This window comes from Streptomyces ziwulingensis, assembly GCF_039542605.1.
GTDB lineage: Bacteria > Actinomycetota > Actinomycetes > Streptomycetales > Streptomycetaceae > Streptomyces > Streptomyces ziwulingensis.
The window spans coordinates 113,574-135,511 of sequence record NZ_BAABIG010000056.1; the positions used below are offsets into that span (position 1 = coordinate 113,574).

Annotated in this window: 22 protein-coding genes; 13 read left to right on the forward strand and 9 right to left on the reverse strand. The window is 72.7% G+C overall.

Going from position 1 to position 21,938, the window contains the following annotated elements; all coding sequences use genetic code 11:
* Positions 1-34: 34 nt before the first annotated feature.
* Complete coding sequence (locus ABEB00_RS25810; protein ID WP_345622606.1) at positions 35-910, reverse strand: TIM barrel protein; 876 nt, start codon at positions 908-910, stop codon at positions 35-37.
* Between the two features lie 138 nt (positions 911-1,048).
* Between ABEB00_RS25810 and ABEB00_RS25815 the strand changes: the two genes are divergently transcribed.
* From ABEB00_RS25815 to ABEB00_RS25850, 8 genes are all read left to right on the forward strand, one after another.
* Complete coding sequence (locus tag ABEB00_RS25815) at positions 1,049-1,300, forward strand: YkoF family thiamine-binding protein (protein ID WP_345622607.1); 252 nt, start codon at positions 1,049-1,051, stop codon at positions 1,298-1,300.
* Positions 1,297-1,665: a helix-turn-helix domain-containing protein gene (locus ABEB00_RS25820; protein ID WP_345622608.1), complete on the forward strand. Its 369-nt coding sequence runs from the start codon at positions 1,297-1,299 to the stop codon at positions 1,663-1,665. The genes ABEB00_RS25815 and ABEB00_RS25820 overlap by 4 nt, the downstream gene beginning before the upstream one ends.
* Positions 1,666-1,860: 195 nt before the next feature.
* On the forward strand, positions 1,861-2,379 hold the full coding sequence (uraD, locus tag ABEB00_RS25825; RefSeq protein WP_345622609.1) for a 2-oxo-4-hydroxy-4-carboxy-5-ureidoimidazoline decarboxylase: 519 nt from the start codon (positions 1,861-1,863) through the stop codon (positions 2,377-2,379).
* A complete protein-coding gene (gene uraH, locus ABEB00_RS25830; RefSeq protein ID WP_345622610.1) occupies positions 2,376-2,774 on the forward strand; it encodes a hydroxyisourate hydrolase in 399 nt (132 codons plus the stop codon). The genes uraD and uraH overlap by 4 nt, the downstream gene beginning before the upstream one ends.
* A gap of 6 nt (positions 2,775-2,780) precedes the next feature.
* On the forward strand, positions 2,781-3,737 hold the full coding sequence (gene pucL / locus ABEB00_RS25835; RefSeq protein WP_345622611.1) for a factor-independent urate hydroxylase: 957 nt from the start codon (positions 2,781-2,783) through the stop codon (positions 3,735-3,737).
* A 65-nt stretch (positions 3,738-3,802) separates the two neighbouring features.
* Positions 3,803-5,212, forward strand: coding sequence for a nucleobase:cation symporter-2 family protein (locus tag ABEB00_RS25840; RefSeq protein ID WP_345622612.1), 1,410 nt, complete (start codon positions 3,803-3,805; stop codon positions 5,210-5,212).
* A gap of 45 nt (positions 5,213-5,257) precedes the next feature.
* Positions 5,258-6,727 (forward strand): 8-oxoguanine deaminase, encoded by a 1,470-nt coding sequence (locus tag ABEB00_RS25845; RefSeq protein ID WP_345622614.1) that lies wholly within the window; start codon positions 5,258-5,260, stop codon positions 6,725-6,727.
* Positions 6,728-6,975: 248 nt separating this feature from the next.
* Positions 6,976-8,361: a nucleobase:cation symporter-2 family protein gene (locus tag ABEB00_RS25850; RefSeq protein WP_345622616.1), complete on the forward strand. Its 1,386-nt coding sequence runs from the start codon at positions 6,976-6,978 to the stop codon at positions 8,359-8,361.
* An 88-nt stretch (positions 8,362-8,449) separates the two neighbouring features.
* On the opposite strand, the gene ABEB00_RS25855 is transcribed toward ABEB00_RS25850, so the two are convergent.
* The 4 genes from ABEB00_RS25855 to ABEB00_RS25870 all read right to left on the reverse strand — a co-directional run bounded on the left by ABEB00_RS25855 (position 8,450) and on the right by ABEB00_RS25870 (position 11,511).
* A complete protein-coding gene (locus tag ABEB00_RS25855) occupies positions 8,450-8,872 on the reverse strand; it encodes an acyl-CoA thioesterase (protein WP_345622618.1) in 423 nt (140 codons plus the stop codon).
* 21 nt (positions 8,873-8,893) lie between these two features.
* Positions 8,894-9,577, reverse strand: a complete 684-nt coding sequence (locus ABEB00_RS25860) for a hypothetical protein (protein WP_345622619.1) — start codon at positions 9,575-9,577, stop codon at positions 8,894-8,896.
* 81 nt (positions 9,578-9,658) lie between these two features.
* Entirely contained in the window at positions 9,659-10,258 is a 600-nt protein-coding gene (locus ABEB00_RS25865) for a histidine phosphatase family protein (protein ID WP_345622620.1), read from the reverse strand.
* Positions 10,259-10,302: 44 nt separating this feature from the next.
* On the reverse strand, positions 10,303-11,511 hold the full coding sequence (locus tag ABEB00_RS25870; RefSeq protein ID WP_345622621.1) for a pyridoxal phosphate-dependent aminotransferase: 1,209 nt from the start codon (positions 11,509-11,511) through the stop codon (positions 10,303-10,305).
* An 87-nt stretch (positions 11,512-11,598) separates the two neighbouring features.
* Between ABEB00_RS25870 and ABEB00_RS25875 the strand changes: the two genes are divergently transcribed.
* Positions 11,599-12,246 carry a winged helix-turn-helix transcriptional regulator gene (locus ABEB00_RS25875; RefSeq protein WP_345622622.1) on the forward strand — a complete coding sequence of 216 codons (648 nt, stop codon included), beginning with the start codon at positions 11,599-11,601 and terminating at the stop codon, positions 12,244-12,246.
* A gap of 69 nt (positions 12,247-12,315) precedes the next feature.
* On the opposite strand, the gene ABEB00_RS25880 is transcribed toward ABEB00_RS25875, so the two are convergent.
* From ABEB00_RS25880 to ABEB00_RS25890, 3 genes are read right to left on the reverse strand one after another with little or no spacing between them, the layout of a single operon-like run.
* Positions 12,316-13,143, reverse strand: coding sequence for a hypothetical protein (locus ABEB00_RS25880; RefSeq protein ID WP_345622623.1), 828 nt, complete (start codon positions 13,141-13,143; stop codon positions 12,316-12,318).
* Complete coding sequence (locus tag ABEB00_RS25885) at positions 13,143-14,420, reverse strand: VWA domain-containing protein (RefSeq protein WP_345622625.1); 1,278 nt, start codon at positions 14,418-14,420, stop codon at positions 13,143-13,145. Before ABEB00_RS25885 ends, ABEB00_RS25880 begins: the two co-directional genes overlap by 1 nt.
* A 59-nt stretch (positions 14,421-14,479) precedes the next feature.
* Positions 14,480-15,991 carry an IucA/IucC family protein gene (locus ABEB00_RS25890; protein ID WP_345622626.1) on the reverse strand — a complete coding sequence of 504 codons (1,512 nt, stop codon included), beginning with the start codon at positions 15,989-15,991 and terminating at the stop codon, positions 14,480-14,482.
* Positions 15,992-16,064: 73 nt separating this feature from the next.
* On the opposite strand from ABEB00_RS25890, the gene ABEB00_RS25895 reads away from it, so the two are divergent.
* Complete coding sequence (locus ABEB00_RS25895) at positions 16,065-17,639, forward strand: IucA/IucC family protein (RefSeq protein WP_345622627.1); 1,575 nt, start codon at positions 16,065-16,067, stop codon at positions 17,637-17,639.
* Between the two features lie 9 nt (positions 17,640-17,648).
* On the opposite strand, the gene ABEB00_RS25900 is transcribed toward ABEB00_RS25895, so the two are convergent.
* The gene (locus tag ABEB00_RS25900; RefSeq protein ID WP_345622628.1) at positions 17,649-18,365 is read right to left on the reverse strand and encodes a TetR/AcrR family transcriptional regulator; all 717 of its coding nucleotides are present in this window, start codon (positions 18,363-18,365) and stop codon (positions 17,649-17,651) included.
* A gap of 148 nt (positions 18,366-18,513) precedes the next feature.
* Here ABEB00_RS25900 and ABEB00_RS25905 point away from each other — a divergent pair, with 148 nt between their 5' ends.
* The 3 genes from ABEB00_RS25905 (at position 18,514) to ABEB00_RS25915 (ending at position 21,936) form a co-directional block, all read left to right on the forward strand.
* Positions 18,514-19,221 carry a TetR/AcrR family transcriptional regulator gene (locus ABEB00_RS25905; RefSeq protein ID WP_345622629.1) on the forward strand — a complete coding sequence of 236 codons (708 nt, stop codon included), beginning with the start codon at positions 18,514-18,516 and terminating at the stop codon, positions 19,219-19,221.
* Positions 19,222-19,286: 65 nt separating this feature from the next.
* Positions 19,287-21,203 (forward strand): alpha/beta fold hydrolase, encoded by a 1,917-nt coding sequence (locus tag ABEB00_RS25910; protein ID WP_345622630.1) that lies wholly within the window; start codon positions 19,287-19,289, stop codon positions 21,201-21,203.
* A 52-nt stretch (positions 21,204-21,255) separates the two neighbouring features.
* Positions 21,256-21,936, forward strand: a complete 681-nt coding sequence (locus ABEB00_RS25915) for a DUF3159 domain-containing protein (protein WP_345622631.1) — start codon at positions 21,256-21,258, stop codon at positions 21,934-21,936.
* Positions 21,937-21,938: the final 2 nt, after the last annotated feature.

Here is a 21,938-nt window from a genome sequence, read left to right on the forward strand (position 1 = left end):
CGGGGATGCGGGGATGCGGGGATGCGGAGGTCGGTCAGCGGGACTCGCGGGACTCGCGGGCGGCGCGGGCGGCGTGGGGCAGCCAGCCGAAGGACTCGGCGCTGGAACCGTCGCCGGGCTTGTACTCCAGGCCGATCCAGCCCCGGTAACCCGCCTCGCGCAGCAGGCCGAGGAGTTCCTCCAGCGGCAGCGAGCCCGTGCCGGGGGCCCCGCGGCCCGGGTTGTCGGCGATCTGGACGTGGCCGGTCCTCGCGGCGTACCGCTCGATCACCGACGGCAGGTCCTCGCCGTTCATGGACAGGTGGTAGAGGTCCATGAGGAAGCGGGCGTTGTCCAGGCCGGTCGCGGCGTTGACCTTGTCGACGACGTCGACGGCGGCCGGCGCCGACACCAGCGGGTACCGCGGCGACTCGGGCTGGTTCAGGGCCTCGATCAGCAGGATCGCGCCGACCCGGTGGGCGGCCCGCGCGGCGAGCACCAGGTTCTCCAGCGCCAGCGCGTCCTGCTCGGCCGGGTCCACGCCCTCGACGCGGTTGCCGTAGAGCGCGTTGAGCGCCCCGCACCCCAGCGACGCGGCGAAATCGGCGGCCACGTCGATGTTGGCGCGGAAGCGGTCGGACTCCTCGCCCGGGACCGACAGGGCGCCCCGGTCGGGTCCGGGAAGCCGCCCGGCGTAGAAGTTCAGGCCCGTGAGCCGGACGCCCGCGTCCTCGATCGCCGCCTTCAGGGCGTCGAGCCGGGACCGCTCGGGGGTGGCGGAGTCGATCCAGGGCCACCACAGCTCGACCGCGTTGAAGCCGGCCGCGGCGGCGGCCGCGGGGCGCTCCAGGAGCGGGAGTTCCGTGAAGAGGATCGACAGATTGACGGTGAAGCGCTGCTCTGCGGCTGCGTCCAGCGAGAGACCGGGCATGCGGGCCGACGCTCCCTTCCGTGGTTGCTATTCCGTATTACGGAAGTTGTTTTCTGCTTATTGGAAGATTGCCGCCGGGCGGTCCGCCTTGTCAAGAGGGGGCGGCGCGAACGGCCGCCCGCGCGTTAGGTTGACCGGGTGCGATTGAGAGTGGAGTTCACGACCGAGCCCTTCGACCTGGACGAGGCGCCCGCCCACGCGCTGGTCGCCCGCGAGGTGATCGAGAGCGCGGCGCTGGACGCGGTGGACGTCGGCCCGTTCGGCAACACCGCGGAGGGCCGCGCGGAGGCGGTGCTCACCGCCCTGGACGCCCTGTTCCGGCGGACCCTCGAAGCGGGCGCCACCCGTATCTCGCTCCAGGTCAACGTGGTCGGAGAGGGCGAGCGGTGACCGGCGGCGCCGACGAGCCCTTCCTCGCCGCCGTCAAGCCCCTCGTCGACGCGATCGGCGCCGAGCTGGTGCCGCCCGACGAGGCCGGCCGGGACGACGTGATCCTCTCCTGGCAGGGCGCCGAGGTCGTCGCCGTGCGCCTGCCGCAACTGGCCGACTCCCTCGACCACATCCTGGCCGCCATGGAGCGCCGGCAGGGCGGGCCGCTGGCCGACCTCGACCGCCGGGCCAAGCAGGAGGCCGTACGGAACCTGGAGGCGCGCGGCGCCTTCTCCGTGCGGCACGGGGTGGAGACGGTGGCGAGCGCGCTCGGCGTCAGCCGGTTCACCGTCTACAACTACCTCAACCGCGACAAGGGCGTCTGACCGGCGCGGCCGCCCCGTACCCGAGCCCCCGAGCCCCGCGCGCGAGCCCGTGTCCGAGCCCCGTACCCGAGCCGCCGTCCGTGCCGTCGGACGGCGGCTTCTGTAACGCCGAATTTTCAACAAACTGTTGACGCGTCGTTTCCGAGCGCGTTAGCTATCGGCACGCCCGTTCAGCACAAGGCCACGGAGGCTCCCGTGACGTCCACCACCACGCCGCCGGGTCTGGCCCGATTCAACGCTCTCGACGAGGACGCGGCCCGCAGCGCCCTGCGCGAAGTCTGCGCCTCCGCGGCGTGGGGGGAGCGGCTCCTCGCCGCCCGCCCCTATGCCGGCGCCGGGGATCTGTACGCGGTCAGTGACGCCGCCATGGCCGAACTGAGTGCCGAGGACCTGGCGGAGGCGATGGCCGGGCACCCGCCGATCGGCCGCCCCGAGCCCGGCGACCCCACGTCCGCCCGGGAACAGAGCGGCATGGCCGGCGCCTCCGACCGGCTCCGGACGGAGATGCTCGAACTGAACCTGGAGTACCAGGAGAAGTTCGGGCACGTGTTCCTCATCTGCGCCACCGGCCGGACCGGCGAGCAGATGCGGGACGCGGTGCGCGAGCGGATCGGCAACTCGCCCGAGCGGGAACGGGAGACCGTCCGCACCGAGCTGGGCAAGATCAACCGTATCCGGCTCTCCCGACTCGTCGAAGAGGACGCCCGCGCATGAGCACCAGTACGACCGCCTCCGTGTCCACGCACATCCTGGACACCAGCGTCGGCCGCCCCGCCGAGGGCGTCGCCGTCCGTCTCGCCGCCCGCGCCGGGCGCGAGGCCGGATGGCAGGACCTCGGCGGCTCCGCGACCGACCGGGACGGGCGGTGCAAGGACCTGCCGGCCCTGCCGGAGGGCACCACCCACGTACGGCTCGACTTCGCGGTCGAGGCGTACTTCGAGAAATCCGTTACCACGCGAGCCGATGTGCAGCAGGACGCCCCCGCGAGTCGGGACAGCGGTGCGTTCTTCCCCGAGGTGACCCTCACGTTCGCCGTGAAGCCCGGCGAGCACTACCACGTACCGCTGCTGCTCAACCCGTTCGGCTACTCCGTTTACCGAGGGAGCTAGCTAAAGATGGCAGACATTTCCCGCCCTGCTCGCCCTGTGATCCTGGGCCAGAACCAGTACGGCAAGGCCGAGAACCGAGTCGTCAAGATCACGCGGGACGGCGCCACCCACCACATCAAGGACCTGAACGTCTCCGTCGCCCTCTCCGGCGACATGGAGGAGGTCCACTACTCCGGCTCCAACGCCAACGTCCTGCCGACCGACACCACCAAGAACACGGTGTTCGCGTTCGCCAAGGAGTACGGCATCGAGTCCGCCGAGCAGTTCGGCATCCACCTCGCCCGCCACTTCGTCACCTCGCAGGAGCCGATCCACCAGGCGCGGATCCGCATCGAGGAGTACTCCTGGGAGCGGATCGCCACCTCCGACGCCAACTCCCGGTTCATCGGCGCCGACGAGGTCAAGCACTCCTTCGTCCGCCAGGGCCAGGAGACCCGGGTCACCCAGATCACCTACGACGGTACGCAGTGGGAGGTGATCTCCGGCCTGAAGGACCTCGTCGTGATGAACTCGACCAACTCCGAGTTCTGGGGCTACGTCAAGGACAAGTACACGACGCTCCAGGAGGCGTACGACCGCATCCTGGCCACCCAGGTCGCCGCGCGCTGGCGGTTCAACTGGACCGACGACGAGCAGAAGATGCCGCACTGGGAGAAGTCGTACGAGCAGGTGCGCAAGCACATGCTGCACGCCTTCGCCGAGACCTACTCGCTGTCGCTGCAGCAGACGCTGTACCAGATGGGCTCGCGCATCATCACCCACCGCAGCGAGGTGGACGAGGTCCGCTTCTCGCTGCCGAACAAGCACCACTTCCTGGTCGACCTCGAACCGTTCGGACTCAAGAACGACACCGCCGACGGTGCGGTCTACTTCGCCGCCGACCGCCCCTACGGCCTGATCGAGGCCACGGTTCTGCGGGACGGCTGCGAGGCCCGAATCCCGGTCGACATGACCAACCTCTGACGCGGGACGCGCGTCCCCGGCCCCGCCCCCCGGGGCCGGGGACGCGCCACACCGGAGGGAACACCATGGCACAGCCAGCAAAGGGGCCGGCCAAAGCCCCCTGTTCCACCCCGCCGGAGCACATCGAGGACGCCGTCACGTCCGTGCACCCGGTGGACGAGAAGCTCCACCCCTCGCGGCTCGTCCCCGCCGCGCTCCAGCACATCGCCGCGATGTACGCGGGTGTCGTCACCCCTCCGCTCATCATCGGCCAGGCCTGCGGACTCGACGTCGAGGGCCGCACCCGGCTGATCGCCGCGAGCCTGCTCATCGCGGGCGTCGCCACCCTGCTCCAGACTCTCGGCGTCAAGGGCTTCGTCGGCAACCGCCTGCCGTTCGTCAACGCCGCCTCCTCGGCCGGTATCGCCCCCATCCTCGCCATCGCCGAGACCAACGCCAAAGGCGACCAACTCCCCGCCGTGTACGGGGCGGTGATGGTCGCGGGGGTCTTCTGCCTCGCCGTCGGCCCGTTCTTCGGGCGGCTGCTCAGATACTTCCCGCCCCTGGTCACCGGCGTGGTCATCACCCTCATCGGCGTCACGCTGATGCCGGTACCGGTCGGCTGGGCGCAGGGCGGCGACGACACCGCCGCCGGCTTCGGCTCGATGGCGAACCTCGCGCTGGCCGCGTTCACCCTCGCGGTCATCCTGCTGATGCAACGCTTCGGGAAAGGGTTCTTCCGGCAGGTCGCGCTCCTCTTCGGCCTGCTGACCGGCACCCTGGCGGCCATCCCCTTCGGCATGGCCGACTTCGAGGCGCTCGGTTCGGCGCCCGTCGCGGCCCTGCCCACGCCGTTCGCCTTCGGCGCCCCCGTCTTCCAGCCCGCGGCGATCCTGTCGCTGTGCATCGTGATGCTGGTCCTGATGACGGAGTCCAGCGCGAGCATGCTCGCCCTCGGCGAGATCTGCGACCGCCGCGCCGGTGCCGGGGTCATCACCCGCGGCCTGCGCACCGACGGCCTCGCCACCCTGATCGGCCCGGTCTTCGGCGGTTTCCCCACCTCCGCCTTCGCACAGAACGTCGGCGTCGTCTCCCTCACCCGGGTCCGCAGCCGCTACGTCGTCGCCGTGGCCGGTGCCGCCCTGCTGGTCCTCGGCGCCTTCCCGGTCCTCGGCGCGGTCGTCTCCCTGGTCCCGATGCCGGTCCTCGGCGGCGCGGGCATCGTGCTCTTCGGCTCGATCGCCGTCAGCGGCATCCGTACCCTGTCCGAGGCGGGCCTCGAAGACAGCTCCAACATCATCCTGGTGGCGGTGGCGCTCGGCGCCGGCATCATCCCGCTGGCCGCGCCCACCTTCTACGCCGACTTCCCCGCCTGGGCGCAGACCGTCCTCGGCTCCGGCATCAGCGCCGGCGCGCTCACCGCGGTCTCGCTCAACCTGTTCTTCCACCATCTCGGCACCCGGGGCCGCACCGCCCCGGCACTCAAATCCTCCTAGGGTCCTGCCGTGCCCACATCGCCACCACCCCATGAAGGAAGCACCATGGCACCTTCTCCGGCAGACCCCGCCCGCCCTTCGGCAGCCCCCACCGCCACCCCCACCGCTCCCTCCGTCCCCTCGGCGGACCGCGCCGCCGCTGAGGTGGACCGCGTCGTCATCGAGAACGTCGCCATCGCGACGGTCGACGCCCACGACACCGAGTACGCCTCGGGACACCTCGTGATCGCCGGCGACCGGATCGAGTCCCTCGGGGCCGGCCGGGCCCCGGCGGACCTGGCGAACGTCGTACGCCGTGTCGACGGCACCGGCCACCTCGCGACGCCCGGCCTGGTCAACACGCACCACCACTTCTACCAGTGGATAACCCGCGGCCTGGCGACGGACCACAACCTCTTCGACTGGCTGGTGGCGCTCTACCCGACCTGGGCGCGCATCGACGAGCGGATGACGTACGCGGCGGCGCGGGGCTCCCTGGCGATGATGGCCCGCGGCGGTGTCACCACGGCGATGGACCACCACTACGTCTTCCCCAAGGGCTCCGGCGACCTCTCCGGCTCGATCATCCGCGCCGCCGCCGAGACGGGGGTGCGCTTCACGCTGGCCCGCGGCTCCATGGACCGCAGCGAGAAGGACGGCGGGCTGCCCCCGGACTTCGCCGTCGAGACCCTCGAAGGGGCGCTCGCGGCGACCGAGGAGACCGTCAAGAAGCACCACGACCCCTCATTCGACGCGATGACGCAGGTGGCCGTGGCCCCCTGCTCACCGTTCTCCGTCTCCACCGAACTCCTTCGGCAGGGCGCCGAGTTGGCGCGCCGCCTGGGGGTACGGCTGCACACCCACGGCAGTGAGACGGTCGAGGAGGAGAAGTTCTGCCACGAGCTGTTCGGCATGGGCCCCACCGACTACTTCGAGTCGACGGGCTGGCTCGGCGAGGACGTGTGGATGGCGCACAGCGTCCACATGAACGACGCCGACATCGCCGCGTTCGCCCGCACCAGGACGGGTGTCGCGCACTGCCCGTCCTCCAACGCCCGGCTGGCGGCGGGCATCGCACGCGTCCCCGACATGCTCGCGGCCGGCGTGCCCGTCGGCCTGGGCGTCGACGGCACCGCCTCCAACGAGTCCGGCGAACTCCACACCGAACTGCGCAACGCGCTCCTCATCAACCGCCTCGGCCCCCACCGCGAGGCCGCCCTCGACGCCCGTCAGGCGCTGCGCCTGGGCACCTACGGCGGCGCGCAGGTGCTGGGCCGGGCCCGGGAGATCGGTTCCCTGGAGGCCGGCAAGCTCGCCGACCTCGTCCTGTGGAAGATGGACACGCTCGCCCACGCCTCCATCGCCGACCCGGTCGTCGCGCTGGTCCTCGGCGCGGCCGCGCCGGTCACCCTCTCCCTGGTGGGCGGCAGGCCGGTGGTGGAGAACAGCCGCCTCCTGAACGTCGACGAGGACGCCATCGCCCGCGCCACCCGGGACGAGGCACAGCGCCTGGCCCGGATCGCCGCGCGAGGCTGAACACCGTAGTCAGCTACGGCACTTGAACTCCGGCCGGGAGGGACGGCTCCCGGCCGGAACCGTGGACCCCAGCGGGGTCCGCGGCGGCCGTCTCCGGGGCGTGCGTGGACGCGCACGCCACCGGAGCGGTCACCGTCTCCTCCCGTACGACCCGTCCCGGTCCCGCACGACCATTCGCACGCGCATCCGCACCACCTCCCAGACCCCCGCGTCAGAGCCGACGTGTAACCGACCGGAGGAACGCCGTCGTGGCCGACCACCCCGTAGACGAGAAACTCCCGCCGCTGAAGATGGCGACGACCGGCCTGCAGCATGTGGCCGCCATGTACGCCGGAGTCGTCGCCCCACCCCTGATAGTGGGGGCGGCGATAGGTCTCTCCGCCGCCGAACTCACCTTCCTCACCGGCGCCTGCCTGTTCACCGCGGGCCTCGCCACCTTCCTGCAGACCCTCGGCATCTGGAAGATCGGAGCCCGGCTGCCGTTCGTCAACGGCGTCACCTTCGCCGGTGTCGCCCCCATGACCGCGGTCGTCGCCGCCACCGACGACAAGTCCGACGCGCTGCCGGTCATCTTCGGCGCGGTCATCGTCGCCGGACTCCTCGGCTTCCTCGCCGCCCCCGTCTTCTGCAAGGCGATCCGCTTCTTCCCGCCGGTCGTCACCGGCACGGTGATCACCCTGATCGGCATCTCGCTGCTGCCGGTCGCCTTCGGCTGGGCACAGGGCCCGAGCCCGACGGCCGACGACTACGGCTCGCCGACCAACCTGGGCCTGGCGGCGATCACCCTTGCCGTCGTCCTGCTGCTGCGCCGCTTCACCCGGGGCTTCGTCAAGCAGATCGCCGTCCTGCTCGGCCTGGTCGCGGGCACGCTGATCGCGATCCCGTTCGGCGTCACCGACTTCGGCCCGGTCGCCGACGCCGACCTGGTGGGCTTCCCGACGCCGTTCCACTTCGGCGCGCCGCAGTTCCAGGTGGCCGCCATCCTGTCCATGTGCGTGGTGATGGTCGTCTCGATGACCGAGTCCACCGCCGACATGCTCGCCCTGGGCGAGATCGTGGAGCGCCCGGCGGACGAGAAGACCATCGCCGCAGGGCTGCGCGCCGACACTCTCGGCTCGGCGCTCAGCCCGCTCTTCAACGGCTTCATGTGCAGCGCCTTCGCCCAGAACATCGGTCTGGTGGCGATGACGAGGATCCGCAGCCGGTTCGTGGTCGCGGCCGGCGGCGGGTTCCTGGTCCTGATGGGCCTGTGCCCGGTGGCCGCCTCGCTCATCGCCGTCGTGCCGCGCCCGGTGCTCGGCGGCGCGGGCGTGGTCCTCTTCGGCTCGGTCGCCGCCAGCGGTATCCAGACGCTGGTCCGGGCCGGCCTGGAGCGGGACAACAACGTCCTGATCGTGGCGGTCTCGCTGGCCGTCGGCATCATCCCCATCGCGGCGCCGGAGTTCTACCACGCGTTCCCGGAGAACGCGAAGATCATCCTGGACTCGGGCATCTCCACGGGCTGCCTCGCGGCCGTGGCGCTCAACCTGGTCTTCAACCACACCGGCAAGCAGCGCGAGGCCCAGGACGTGACCCATCCGATGGAAGCGGGCGAGGAGCTGAGCGGGGTGACCCGGACCCCGGCGGCGCACTGATCCCCGGGCCCGGGACACCTCCGGGCCGCGCGTGCGGCCGGCGCCCTCGGGTGCCGGCCGGGCGCGGCCAGGGCCTGTCGGACAGGCCCTACAGCCCGAACAGCGCCGGCTCCGTCGCCAGCGCCCGGAAGTGTCCTCCGGGGTCCGCGACGAGCCGGCGGGCCTTGAGGTCCATCAGACCGCTGACCGCCGTGATCTCGGCGGCCACCGTGCCGTCCGCCTTGAGGATGTTCTGCCGGATACGGAAGGTCTTGCCCTCACCCCACTCGAACTCGCAGGTCACCGTCACCTCGTCGCCCGCGAGCAGTTCGCGCCGGTACTGGATGGTGGTCTCCAGGGAGACCGGGCCCACGCCCTGGCCCACCAGGGTGCTCTGGCCGACCCCGGCCGCCTGCAGCAGCGACCAGCGGGCGTGCTCCGCGTAGTTGAGGTACACGGCCTGATTGAGGTGGCCCTGGACGTCCGTCTCATACCCGCGGACGGTCACCGGAACGGAAAACGGTTCACTCATGGACCGATCTTGACATGTTCCTCACACCCGGCGGGGCGAGGCCAGCAGATACCGCGTCCGCGTCCGCGGCTCGGTGTACTCACCCACCTGCCAGCCCGCCCCCTCCAGCGTGGCCGCCGCGGCGCGCAGCGCGGGAGCGTCCGGCACGTACACGGCGACCGCGTCGGGCTGCGGCGTCGCCCGCACCCGGTACCCGTCCCCGCCCGCACCCCCGTCCCCGCCGGTGTCCCCGTCCGCCGGGCGGTGTCCGGCCGCCTCCAGGGCGAGCGCGGCGGCCCGCACCAGATGTCCCCGCTCCCAGTCGCAGGGCCGGTCCGTGTCGCCGTCCGCGCTGGTCATCCGGCGCAGCTCCAGCAGCCCCTGCCAGGCCGCGCGCACCTCCCGCAGCCGGACCGGCCCGGCGGGCCCCGCGGTCTCACCCCCGACGCGCGCCGCGAACACCCCGTCGGACACGTCGGGCAGGCCGGCCGCGGTGGCCGGCTCCGCCCGCTCCGGTCCGCCCGCCGCCACCCCCGGCGGCCCGGCCTCCCGTGTCCGGTGACCGGCCGGAGTCAGGAAGTGGTCGTGCGGCGGACGCGGATGCCGGAAGGCGAGCTCGCGCTTCACCAGCGCGGCGAGCTGCGCCCGAGTCCCCTTCAGCCGCCCGGTGACGGGATCGGCGGCGTCGATGACCCGCCACTGCGCGGCGGTCGGCGGTCGTGTCACGGTCCGCGCCCCCCTCCCACCGGTCTGCGGGTCTGCCGGCTCTGTCGTCCGTCAGCGCTCTGTCAGCTCTGTCTCCGAAGACTAGGCGGGGGGTCTGACATTCCAGGCCGCGATCACCGGGCGCCCGTGCTCGGTGCCCAGGCGGCACAGCGTCCCCGTGGCCAACTGGAACAGGGCGCCGGAGCCCGGCGGCAGCCCCAGGTGCCGGGCCGTGAGCACGCGCAGGAAGTGGCCGTGGGCGACCAGGACCACACAGCCCTCGGTGTTCGCGAACGCCGCCTCCACCTTGGCCAGCACGCGGTCGGCCCGTTCCCCGACCCGGTCCGGCGTCTCCCCGGGGTGGTCCGCGGGCCCCGCCTCGACCCCGTCGGTGAAGAGGAACCAGTCCGGCCGGGACCGGTGGATCTCGACGGTGGTGACGCCCTCGTAGCCGCCGTAGTCCCACTCGTGCAGGTCCGGGTCGACGCGTACCGCGTGCAGGCCGATCAGCTCGGCCGTCTCGCGCGCCCGCTGCGACGGGCTGACGAAGGCCGCGCCGATCCGGTGGGAGCGGATCAGCGGCACCAGCGAGCGCGCCTCGTCCCGGCCGTGCTCGGTCAGCGGTACGTCGGTCAGTCCGGTGTGCCGCCCGGAGCGCGACCACTCGGTCTCGCCGTGCCGTACGAGGAAGAGATCACCCATGACACCCAGGCTACGGCCGTCCCGCCGGGGCGGCGCGAAACCCCTTACTGCCGGTACCCGTCGAGGAACCGTCCGATCCGCCCGATCGCCGCCTCCAGGTCCTCGGCGCGCGGCAGGGTCAGGATGCGGAAGTGGTCGGGTGCGGGCCAGTTGAAGCCGGTGCCCTGGACCACCTGGATCTTCTCCTGGAGCAGCAGGTCCAGGACGAACCTCTCGTCGTCCTCGATGCGGTGCACCGCGCGGTCGATGCGCGGGAAGGCGTACAGCGCGCCCTTGGGTTTGACGCAGGAGACGCCGGGGATCTCGTTCAGCTTCTCCCACGCCGTGTTCCGCTGTTCGTGCAGCCGGCCGCCGGGCGCGGTCAGTTCACGGATGGACTGGCGTCCGCCGAGCGCGGCCTGGATGGCGTACTGGGCGGGCGCGTTGGGGCACAGGCGCATGGAGGCCAGCATGGTCAGGCCCTCCAGATAGCTCCGCGCGTGCTGCTTGGGGCCGGTCACCACCAGCCAGCCGGAGCGGAAGCCCGCCACCCGGTAGGTCTTGGACAGCCCGCAGAAGGTGAGCACCACCAGGTCGGGGGCGAGGGCCGCGGCCGAGTGGTGGACCGCGTCGTCGTACAGGATCTGGTCGTAGATCTCGTCCGCGAAGACCATCAGGCCGTGCCGGCGGGCGAGGTCGAGGACGCCCTCGACGATCTCCTTGGGGTAGACCGCGCCGGTGGGATTGTTGGGGTTGATGAGGACCAGCGCCTTGGTGCGGACGGTGACCTTGGCCTCCATGTCCGCCAGGTCCGGATACCACTCGGCCTGCTCGTCGCAGAGGTAGTGCACCGCCCTGCCGCCCGCGAGGGTCGTCACCGCCGTCCACAGGGGGAAGTCGGGGGCCGGGATCAGCACTTCGTCGCCGTCCTCCAGCAGGGCCTGTACGGCCATGGAGACCAGCTCCGAGACACCGTTGCCGAGGTAGACGTCGTCGACGTCCACCTCAAGGCCGAGGGTCTGGTAGCGCTGGGCGACGGCCCGGCGGGCGGAGAGGACACCGCGCGAGTCGGTGTAGCCGTGCGCCTGCGGCAGCATCCGGATCATGTCCTGGACGATCTCCTCGGGCGCCTCGAAACCGAAGAGCGCCGGGTTGCCGGTGTTCAGGCGCAGCACACTGTGCCCCGCCTCCTCCAGCGCGTCGGCGTGCTCGATCACCGGTCCGCGGATCTCGTAGCAGACCTCGCTGAGCTTGTTCGACTGCCGGAACTCCATGCGCGGATTCCCCTCCGGTATCTGGTGTTGCTTGGTTTTACCAAGTAGTCGCTTGGAAAGTCCAACACATTGTCTAGACTGCGTCGCATGTCACCTCGCCGAAGCTACGACCAGTACTGTTCCGCCGCGCGTGCGCTCGACGTGGTCGGCGACCGCTGGACCCTGCTGATCGTCCGGGAGCTGCTCGCCGGTCCGCGGCGCTACACCGACCTGCACGCGGACCTGCCGGGCGTCAGCACGGACGTACTCGCCTCGCGGCTGAAGGACATGGAGCGCGACGGGCTGACCACCCGGCGCCGGCTGCCCCCGCCGGGAGCCGCCTCGGTCTACGAACTCAAGCCGCGCGGACGTGAGCTGCTGCCGGTGCTCCAGGCCCTCGGGGTGTGGGGCGCGGGGGAGCTGGGGGAGCGGCGGCCCACCGACGCGGTGCGGGCGCACTGGTTCGCGCTGCCGCTGCTGAGCGCGCTGAAGGGGGCGGGGGAGGGTCTGGTGGAAGTGCGGCCGGCGGAGGGGGACTTCCACGGAGGGGTCTTCCACCTCTGTGCCGGTGCCCAGGACGGGCCGGTGTACGGGGAGGGCCCGGCCCCCGCCGAGCCCGACGCCCGGCTGGTCCTGGACGCGGGCACGCTGGCCGCCGTCAGCCGGGGCGAGACGAGCGTCGCCGACGCGGTCCGTGAGGGCCGCATCGAGGTGTCCGGCGAGGGCACGCTGGCCAAGGCGCTCAGGGAGGGCTGAGAAACCTCAAGGCCCGCCACGGGGGCGGGCCTTGAGGGTGCCGGGGGGGGCCGGACTCCGGGGTGCGGGTCAGGCTCCGGGTGAACCCGGCGGCCCCTGCCGCGGACGTCCCGAGCCGCGGGTCAGCGCGTACCCGCCGACACCCGCCAGCGCGGCCAGCGCGCCGCCGACCGCCGTCCACACCCACCGGTCGGACCACCAGCCGGAGGACCAGCCGTCCTCGGGCTCGATCGCGGAGAGCACGGGCGGGTCACTCGCGTCCCCCGCACCTTCCCCGTCCTCCCGGGAGGCGACCGCCACGCCCGGCACCAGCGGCTCGGACAGTGAGCCGTCCACCGCCGCCGCGCCGCCCATGTCCCGCGACGCCACCCGCACCTCGGTGCCGACGGGCAGACCGAGGTCGGAGGTGGGCAGGCGCACGGCCGTCAGCCGGACGTAGTACGTGCCCGGCAGCGGGTCGTTCGCCCACGGCTCGGACCAGGCGCGGACCGTGCGCAGCACACAGGCCAGCTCCACCGAGGAGGTGCCCGCCGCGGCGGTCCGGGTCTGCGCGCCCCACTGGCAGGACTGCCGGCGGCGCAGGCCGTCGTAGACGTCGACCTGCCAGGTCTCGGCGGCGTGCGTGTCCGGCAGCTTCACGGTCGCCCGCACCGTGGGCCGCTGCCCGGCGTCCGCCGGGAACGACCAGTACAGGTAGTCGCCCGCGGCGCCGTCCGCCGTGGCCCGCTGCTCCTGCTCGATCTCCGTCGCGGTACGGAACGACGTGCCGGCCCGCGTCGGCGCGGAGGAGTCCCGGCCCAAGTCCCCCGAGGGGCTCGGCGAGGTGTCGGCCGCCGCGGGGCCCGCGGCCACGCCGAGCGCCAGCAGCGCCGCGCTCACCACTCGTACGCATCGCATCAGTTGGTCCTCCAGACCGCTACCCGCCACCGGGAGATCCAGCCCCACACCAGGCCGGCGAGGAAGCCCGCGAGGACCAGCGCGCCCAGCAGCCACCAGCCGCGTCCGAGGCCGAAGGAGGCCACGTCGGAGGCGTCGCCCGGGCCGTCCACCACGTCCACGGTGAGTTCCAGCGGCAGACCGGGCGTGGTCTTCACGCCCGAGGCGGCCGAGAAGGAGTGGCTCACCTGGAGGCAGACCGCCTCGGCGGCCCCCTCGTCCGCCGCGTCCTCGTCGTCGCTCTCCGCCTTCGGGTACCGCAGCCCGGTCGAGATCACGTCGGTGCGGCCGTCGCCCGCCGCCTCGCCGCGCACGATCTCCCGGCCGTGCGCGGTGACCGCCCGCAGCAGCACACCGTAGGACGGACGCACGGCCCGGTCCGCGGCGACGCTCACCGAGGCGCGCAGCTCCTGGCCGGGCTCGACGTCGACGCGGTACCAGCGCCGCTGCCCGGACTCGGCGCGGTCGGTGTACAGGCCCGACTTCAGCGCCGGTGCCTTCGCGCACGCGTCCGCGCCCGCGGTGGCGACCGGCGTCACCACCGGGTCCGCCGCCCGGTCCACCAACTGGTTGACCTTGTCGGACAGTTCCTCGGCGTGCTCCACGGACGTGTAAGTACCGCCGGTCGCCTCGGCGATGCAACTGAGCTGCTGCCGCATCGTGGAGTTGGGCACCAGGCCCAGGGTGTCGATGGTGAGCCCGATGCCCTTGGCGGCGATCTCGCGGGCCACCTCGCACGGGTCCAGCGGGGCGCAGGTGTCCTCGCCGTCGCTGATCAGCACGATCCGCTTGGAGCCGGTCCCGCCGTCCAGGTCACCGGCGGCCTTCAGCAGGGCGGGACCGATCGGTGTCCAGCCGGTGGGCGCGAGGGTCGCGACCGCGGTCTTGGCGTCCGTGCGGTCCAGCGGCCCGACCGGATAGAGCTGCGCGGTGTCCTGGCAGCCCTTCTTCTGGTCGTCGCCCGGGTAGTCGGCGCCCAGGGTCCGGATGCCCAGGCGCACCTCCTCGGGCGTCGCGTCGAGGACCTCGTTGAACGCCTGCTTCGCCGCGGCCATCCGGCTCCCGCCGTCGATGTCACGCGTCCGCATCGAGCCGCTGACATCGAGCACCAGGTCGACCTTGGGCGCGTCCTCGCCGGTGGGTTCACCGGCGCTCGCCGGGGCCGGCAGGGCCAGTCCGGCCGTCACCGCGGCGAGCAGGGCGCACACGCCCGCCGCCAGCCGTTTACTTGTGATCATCGGCGGATCCTATTGACCACCCCTCCCGCACTCCAAAACGCCCCGGGGCGACGCCCTCCTCAACCCCTGTCCGAACGCAGCGGATTGGGCAGCTCCGCCCACCGGTCCCCGCTCCGCTCCGGGGAGAGCCGCATCAGCGTCAGCGCCTTGGCGGGCAGTGGCTCGGCGCCGAGCGCGTCGAGGTCCGGGGTGCGCGGCAGGTCCCGTACGGCCGTCGCCAGCGCCTCCCGCAGGGCCGGCCCGGAGCCCGCGACACCGGCCAGCGCACCGGCCACCAGCGAGCCGAACAGCTTGCGGCGCAGGGCCACGGGGTCGTCCGTGACCATGCGGGCGGGGACGTCGGGCACCGGGATGCCGTGCCGGGCGAGGCGGGCCGGGCTGATCCGGAGGTCGGCCAGGTCCCGGTAGACCAGGCGCAGCGGTTCGCCCTCGGGGGAGAGCACCACCAGCAGGTTCTGGCCGTGCGCCTCCAGGGCCACGCCCGCCTCCAGGGCGCGCAGGCCGACATGGAGGGCGAGCCGCGCGAGAGCGGCCGTCCAGCCCGGCCGCCGGGGCAGCGAGGTGGTCGCCAGCGCGGCCACCGGGACGACCCGCTCGCCGGGCCCCGCGTACCGGGCCGGTGACTCCCGCAGTACGGCGGCGAGGTCGGGGGAGTGCGCGGTGGCCGCGCCCAGGGTCCGGGTGACGTGCAGCAGCCCCTCGCCGCGCGCCGCCAGTTCCGCCCCGAACGCCGACAGGGCCGCCGACGCGGCGATCGAGGCGACGGAGATGTCCCGCACCGAGGAGGTCAGCCGGGCGCTGAGCGCGGTCTTGACGTGCGGCCCGCCGTCCACGGCGAGCGTGCGCAGCGACATCAGCGGATGCGCGTCGATCCGGTCCCCGTTCCCGGCGGGCCGCTTCAGCACCTGCGCCGCCTGCCAGGGATGGACCGGCAGCAGGATCCGGCCCCCGCCGCGCAGGCTGTCCGGCCACACCCCCGTCACCAGGCACTCGGCCGCCGGAACGGGCACCTGGGCCAGCGCCACCACCGGCCCGTGCTCGGGACCGTAGGCGAGCTGGTCGGCCACCGAGAAACCGGGCCGGGAACGGCAGTTGGGGTGGAACGGATGCCCGTCGACCACCCGCTGCTCCCACTCCCAGTCGGCCTCGGGCCAGTCGTCCGGGCGCACGGTGCTCCCCGCCCGGGACAGCGCCATCGACGCGACACTGTGCCCCAGCTCCGCGGCGAACCCCTCCGAGTGCGGTACGGCCAGGTCGGTCATCAGCCGCGCCGGATCGTCGTACACCGCCTCCGCACCCCTCACGGCGGTGACGTAGGCGTCGGTGCGGTACGGATCGGCGCGGGGGCCGGAGAGCCGGCGGCCGTCGCGCAGCCGCAGGACGAGGTCCTCGCCGGCGACGTCGCGGCCGGTGATCCAGGGCAGCGGTTCGCAGGCGAGCGCACGCCACAACCGGGTCAGGACGGCCGCGCGGGCACCGGGCAGTTCGGCCGTGAACCGGGGGAGGAGACCGGGGCGCAGGGCGGCCAGTTCCTCGGCGACCTCGGCCTCGGCGGTGGGGGGACGGTGCACGGACTGACTCCTAGGGTTCGGACAGGGCGTCACCGGGAGGTGACGAGGACAGACATACTGATCTTCTCCGCCCATGACAGACCGTAGGGAACGAGTGGAACGCGTGGATGTCCTGCCCCCGCCCGCCGGCCACGACGCCGCGCACCGTGACGACGTCGTGAACCGTGCCGACCTCGCGCGCCGCGCCGACGCCTACGCGGCGGCGCCGTTGCTCAACTGCCTGCTGCGCGAGGTGGCCCAGCCCCTGCCGGGCACCGCCGGCCGGCCGGTGTACCGGCTGCCGGGCACCGGCCGGAACCTGCGGGTGCGCGGCGGGCGCCGCCCCGCCGAGCCCGAGGTGCGCACCCCGGACGGCTGGCACCGGGTGGACCACACCGAGCTGGTGCGGCTCGTCGCCGAGGAACTGCGCCGCCACACCGGCCTGCCCAACCCCCACCTCCCCGTCGAGATGACCGACAGCCGGGACACGGTGGCGGCCCTGCTCGCGGCCCGCGCCTCGGCCACCCCGCCCGAGGACCCGTACCTGCGCTCCGAGCAGGCGCTGATCACCGGACACCCCCACCACCCGGCGCCCAAGGCGCGCGGCGGCGGCCCGGCCGCGGCCTGGCTGCCCTACGCCCCCGAGGCGCACGCCCGTTTCCCGCTGACCCTGCTCGGGCTGCGCGCGGACACGGTCGTCGAGGAGGGCGACACCTCGGCCCTGGACGCGCTCGGCGAGGCCCCGCCCGGCTACCGGCTGCTGCCCGCCCACCCCTGGCAGCTCGCCCTGCTCGGCGACGCGCTCGCCCCGGCCTTCGCCGACGGACGCCTGCTGCGGCTCGGTGAGAGCGCCTTCCCCGCCTGGCCGACGGCCGCGATCCGCACCGTGTACGCGCCCGAGCGCGACCTGTTCCTGAAGTTCAGCCTGGACGTGCGCATCACCAACGACGTGCGCCGGCTGTGGCGCCACGACCTGCTCCGGCTGCGCCGCACCGACACCGCCGCCGGCGCCGCCCTCACGGCGTACGACGGCCCGGCGGCCTGGCTCGGCGACCACGGCTACCGCACCGCGGCCTTCGCCTTCGAGGAACTCGCCGTCCTGCTCCGCGACGGACTGCGCGGCGCCCTGCTGCCCGGCGCGACACCGCTGCTCGCCGCCGCCCTCGCCGAGGGGTTCGCGGGAAACCCGCTGGACGCGGTGGCCGACCCCGCCCTCTGGTGGGCGGCCTACCTGGCCCAGGTGGTACCCCCGGCCCTCACCGCCTTCGACCGGCACGGCGTCGTCCTGGAGGCCCATCTGCAGAACACCCTCGTCGCGGTCGACGCCCACGGAACGCCCGTACAGGCCCTCTTCCGCGACGCCGAGGGCGTGAAGCTGCTGCCGGAGGTCTCCCGCGAGGCGGGCTGGGAGCGGCTGGTGTACTGCCTGGTCGTCAACCACCTCACGGAGATCGCCGCCGCCCTCGCCGAACGCCGTCCGGGGTTCGACCCCTGGCCGGCCGTCCGCCGCGAACTCACCCGGCACGGCGTCCCCGAGGCCACCGCCCTGCTCACCGCGGCCACCCTGCCCGGCAAGACCAACCTGCTGCTGCGCTGGACCGGCGCGGACGGCGCCGACGCACGCTATCTGCCGCTGCCCAATCCGCTGGCGGGGCGGGCCGGAACCTGACGGCAGGCCCTACGCCAGCAGAGCCGTCGTCACCTGCTGCGTGAGCCATTCCTCCGTGGTGTCCCAGGACCAGCCCCGCTCGATGACCAGTCCGTACCAGGACTGGTGGCCGAGGTGGAACCAGAGGATGTCGGTGGCGCGGGCGGGGGTGAGGCCGGGCCGTAGCGCGTCCAGTGCACGCAGCCGGCCGGTCACGGCGTCGAGGGCCTCGCGGTATCCGCGGTCGGCGCGGGAGAGGGCCGCGGCGGCGTGCTCGTCGGCGTGGGCCGCGTCGACCATGACCCGGACCAGCCGGTGGTGCCGCTCGTTGTCCAGGCGGGTGCCGTGGACGGCCGCGGCGAGCGCCTCGCGCGGCAGGCCGGTCTCGCCCACCGCGGCGAGTGCCGCGACCGCGGCCGGGTTCCGCGCCCCGTTCTCCATCAGGAGCGTCAGGATGGCCGTCTTGCCGCCGGTGCTGGCGTACACCGTGGGTACGGCGGTCCCCGCCTCCCGGGCGATGTCGGCGACGGTCACCTTCGCGTACCCGTGGTCGATGAAGAGCCGCGTCGCCGCGTCGAGGATGGCCGACCGGGTCTGCGCGGCCGCCTGGGTACGCCGGGGCGCGTGGTAGGCCCGTCGCCGGGGCGACCGCGCGGAGCAGTCCTCGCTGTCCTCCTGGACGCCGTCTGCCCCAGCACCGTCTTCCTCGGCGCCGTCTCCTTCGTACGGGGCACCATTTGGCTGCAACGGGACCACCTTTCGGACTCGGTCGGGAACTACGGATCTCCATTCTCCCCTCGTGAGGGCGAACCAGGCCTCCGGATCTCCTTGTCATGTGTCACTAAGTGACATACTGTCGTTTGGAGACAGGCTACGGAGAGGGTGACGAAGCGCCATGGTGACGACGAAGCGCAGCCCCGGGGGCATGAGCGAGCAGCGGCGGCTGCGGCTGCGGCTGGAGATCTCCCGGGAGGCGGCGCGCCTGTTCTGGGCCCAGGGAGTGGCCGCCACCAGCGGCGACCAGATCGCCGCGGCCGTGGGCCTGTCGACGCGGACCATCTGGCGGCACTTCCGCAGCAAGGAGAGCTGCGCCGAGCCGATCGTCATGCAGGGCGTCGTCACCCTGATGACGCTGCTGCGCCGCTGGCCCCGGCAGCGTTCCCTCGAAGACCACCTGGCCGCCGAACTGGCCGGATTCCGGGACCGGCCGCCGCCCGTGGACCTGTCCGACGAGCGACTCGCGATGAAGATGATCCGGCTCGCCGACACCGAACCGGCGCTCCGCACCGCGTGGTTGATGGCCTGCGATCAGGTCGAGCGCGAGATGTGCGCGGTCATCGGCGACCGCCTCGGCCGTCCGGCGGACGATCTGGAGGTACGGCTGCACGCCGCGGCCACCGCGTCCGTCGTACGCGTGCTGGACGAGCACATCGGCGCCGCCATCCTCGCCGACATCGGCACCGACACCAATGCCGCCGCCCCTGCCGGCGCCGGCGCCGACGGCACCGCAGGGCTGACCACCGACGTGCCGGCTCTCGCCCGCCGATACGCCCACGCGATCCGTACGGCCACCAGCGGAGTCGTCGGAGACCCGGTCGCCTGAGAACACCCGGCCACGGCCTCGCGGCGCGCACCGACCCCAATGCCACGAACGAAGGAAGTGTCCGCATGACCACCGTTCCGCACGAGACGTCCACCGCCGCGCGCGGAGTTCCGCACCTCACCGTCGAGGACCTCTTCGCCTCGCCCGCCCGTGTCGGCGCGTCGATCTCGCCCGACGGCACCCGCATCGCCTATCTGGCGCCCTGGCGCGACCGGCTCAACGTCTGGGTGGAAGACCTCGGCACGGGGGAGCCGGCGCGCTGCGTCACGGCCGACGACCACCGCAGTGTGCACGTCTACCACTGGACGGACGACCCGCGCTGGCTGCTCTACGAGCAGGACGGCGACGGGGACGAGAACTGGCACCTCCACCGCGTCGACCTGGAGAACCCGGAGGCCGGGGCGGTCGACCTCACCCCCTTCCCCGGGGCCGCGGCCATCGGTTTCGAGACGATGGTCTCCCGTCCCGGCAAGGCGCTCCTGCGTCTGAACCACCGCGACCCGGTCGAGTTCGACCTCCACGAGATCGACATCGCCACGGGCGAACTGACGCTGCTGGCGCGCAACCCCGGCCAGGTCGACGGGCTGATGTACACGCCCCGAGGCGACCTGTACGCCCAGGTCTGGAAGTCCGGTGGTGACATCGAACTGGTGCGGCTGGACCCGGAGACGGGGGAGCGCAGCCCGGTCGCCGCCTTCGACGGCGCCGACCACCCGCTGGGTGTCCACCCGTTCCAGCTCACCCCGGACGGCACCGGTGTGTGGGTCGGTTCCTACCGGGACGGCGACCACAAGCGGCTGGCCCGGCTCGATCTGGCCACCGGCGCGCAGAGCGAGGTCGACGGCCACCCGGACCTCGACCTGGACCCCCGTTCCTCCGTCTTCCCCACCCTGCCCTCGCCGCTCATCCTCGACCGGCACACCGGAGAGCTGCTCGGGGTGCGCTACCTCGGCGAGCGCCAGGTGATCCACGCCCTGGACCCGCACTTCGCCGAGGTGCTGGAGCACCTGGAGAAACTGTCGGAGGGGGACCTGTCCGCCGTGTCCTGCGACGAGAGCGGGCAGCGCTGGGTCGTCAGCTTCACCCACGACCGCGACCCCGGTGTCACCCACCTCTACGACCACTCCACCGGGGAGAGCCGCCTGCTCTTCCGGGCCTACCCGCACCTGGACCCCGCGGCGCTGGCGCCGCGGACACCGGTCACGATCACCTCGCGCGACGGACTGGCGCTGCCCTCCTATCTGACGCTGCCCCTGGGGGTGGAGCCGGCCGGGCTGCCGTTGGTGCTGCTGGTCCACGGCGGCCCCTGGCACCGGGACAGTTGGATGTACGACCCCACCGCCCAGTTGCTGGCCAACCGCGGCTACGCGGTGCTCCAGGTCAACTTCCGGGGCTCGACCGGGTACGGGAAGACCTTCCTCAAGGCGGGCATCGGAGAACTGGCCGGGAAGATGCACGACGACCTCATCGACGCCGTCGACTGGGCCGTCGGGAAGGGGTACGCGGACCGGGACCGCATAGCCGTCTTCGGCGGCTCCTACGGCGGTTACGCCGCGCTGGTCGGCGTCACCTTCACCCCGGACGTCTTCGTCGCCGCGATCGACTTCTGCGGCATCTCCAACCTCGTCACCTTCCTGCGCTCGGTACCGGAGTTCGTGAAGCCGCAGCTCCACAACAACTGGTACCTCTACGCCGGGAACCCCGACGACCCCGCGCAGGAAGCGGACCTGTGGGCGCGCTCACCCCTCAGCCGGGTGGACCGGATCCGCACCCCGCTGATGGTCGTCCAGGGCGGCAACGACATCCGCGTCGTCAAGGCCGAGTCCGACCGGATCGTCGAGGCCCTGCGCGCCCGCGGTGTCGAGGTCGAGTACATGGTCAAGGAGAACGAGGGCCACGGCTTCGTGAACCAGGAGAACAACATCGACATGTACCACCTGGCCGACCGCTTCCTCGCCCGCCATCTGAACGGCGGGTCGTGACCGTCGGCGCCCCCTGAACCATTCACTCCGATCTGCGAGTTGATCACACACCATGACTGAACCCGCACATCCCACCTCCACCTCCACCTCCACGCCTGCTCCGTCGAAGGTGAAGCAGACGCCGCTGGAACAGATGGGCGGCGCCACCGGGCTCGTGTACACGATGCTGCCGATCGTGGCCTTCGTGCTCGCCAACGCCTCCCTCGGCCTGACCCCCGCCATCGTCACCGCCTGCGGAGTCGCCGTCGCGCTCAGCGCGCTGCGGCTGGCACGCAAGGAACCGGTGCAGCCGGCCCTCTCCGGCCTGTTCGGTGTCGCGGTCGCCTCGTTCGTCGCCTGGAAGACGGGATCGGCCAAGGGCTTCTTCCTGCTGGGCATCTGGTCGAACCTCGTCCTCGGCGGCGTCTTCCTCCTCTCGGTCCTCGTCCGCCGCCCGCTGGCCGGCCTCGTCTGGGGCGCGCTCAACGGCACCGGCACCGCCTGGCTGGAGGACAAACCCTCCCGCCACTACTACGACCTCGCCACCCTCGCCCTCGCGGGCGTGTTCGCGGCCAGGTTCGTCGTACAGCGGTGGCTGTACGACGAGGACGCCACGGGCCGGCTGGCCTTCGCGAAGATCGCGATGGGCTACCCGCTGCTCGCCCTGGCCCTGCTGGTGGTCCTGTGGGCGGCCCGGCGCTCGGCCCGGCGGCTGAGGACCCCGGCCACGCCGCCGCCCACCACACTCACCTGACC

Bases quoted from the DNA above. Each gene is read 5' to 3' on its own strand.
- ABEB00_RS25810 (WP_345622606.1), bottom strand. From the start codon at position 910: ATGCCCGGTCTCTCGCTGGACGCAGCCGCAGAGCAGCGCTTCACCGTC.
- uraH (WP_345622610.1), top strand. From the start codon at position 2,376: ATGAGCACCAGTACGACCGCCTCCGTGTCCACGCACATCCTGGACACC.
- pucL (WP_345622611.1), top strand. From the start codon at position 2,781: ATGGCAGACATTTCCCGCCCTGCTCGCCCTGTGATCCTGGGCCAGAAC.
- ABEB00_RS25840 (WP_345622612.1), top strand. From the start codon at position 3,803: ATGGCACAGCCAGCAAAGGGGCCGGCCAAAGCCCCCTGTTCCACCCCG.
- ABEB00_RS25845 (WP_345622614.1), top strand. From the start codon at position 5,258: ATGGCACCTTCTCCGGCAGACCCCGCCCGCCCTTCGGCAGCCCCCACC.
- ABEB00_RS25855 (WP_345622618.1), bottom strand. From the start codon at position 8,872: ATGAGTGAACCGTTTTCCGTTCCGGTGACCGTCCGCGGGTATGAGACG.
- ABEB00_RS25865 (WP_345622620.1), bottom strand. From the start codon at position 10,258: ATGGGTGATCTCTTCCTCGTACGGCACGGCGAGACCGAGTGGTCGCGC.
- ABEB00_RS25870 (WP_345622621.1), bottom strand. From the start codon at position 11,511: ATGGAGTTCCGGCAGTCGAACAAGCTCAGCGAGGTCTGCTACGAGATC.
- ABEB00_RS25875 (WP_345622622.1), top strand. From the start codon at position 11,599: ATGTCACCTCGCCGAAGCTACGACCAGTACTGTTCCGCCGCGCGTGCG.
- ABEB00_RS25880 (WP_345622623.1), bottom strand. From the start codon at position 13,143: ATGCGATGCGTACGAGTGGTGAGCGCGGCGCTGCTGGCGCTCGGCGTG.
- ABEB00_RS25885 (WP_345622625.1), bottom strand. From the start codon at position 14,420: ATGATCACAAGTAAACGGCTGGCGGCGGGCGTGTGCGCCCTGCTCGCC.
- ABEB00_RS25895 (WP_345622627.1), top strand. From the start codon at position 16,065: ATGACAGACCGTAGGGAACGAGTGGAACGCGTGGATGTCCTGCCCCCG.
- ABEB00_RS25905 (WP_345622629.1), top strand. From the start codon at position 18,514: ATGGTGACGACGAAGCGCAGCCCCGGGGGCATGAGCGAGCAGCGGCGG.
- ABEB00_RS25910 (WP_345622630.1), top strand. From the start codon at position 19,287: ATGACCACCGTTCCGCACGAGACGTCCACCGCCGCGCGCGGAGTTCCG.
- ABEB00_RS25915 (WP_345622631.1), top strand. From the start codon at position 21,256: ATGACTGAACCCGCACATCCCACCTCCACCTCCACCTCCACGCCTGCT.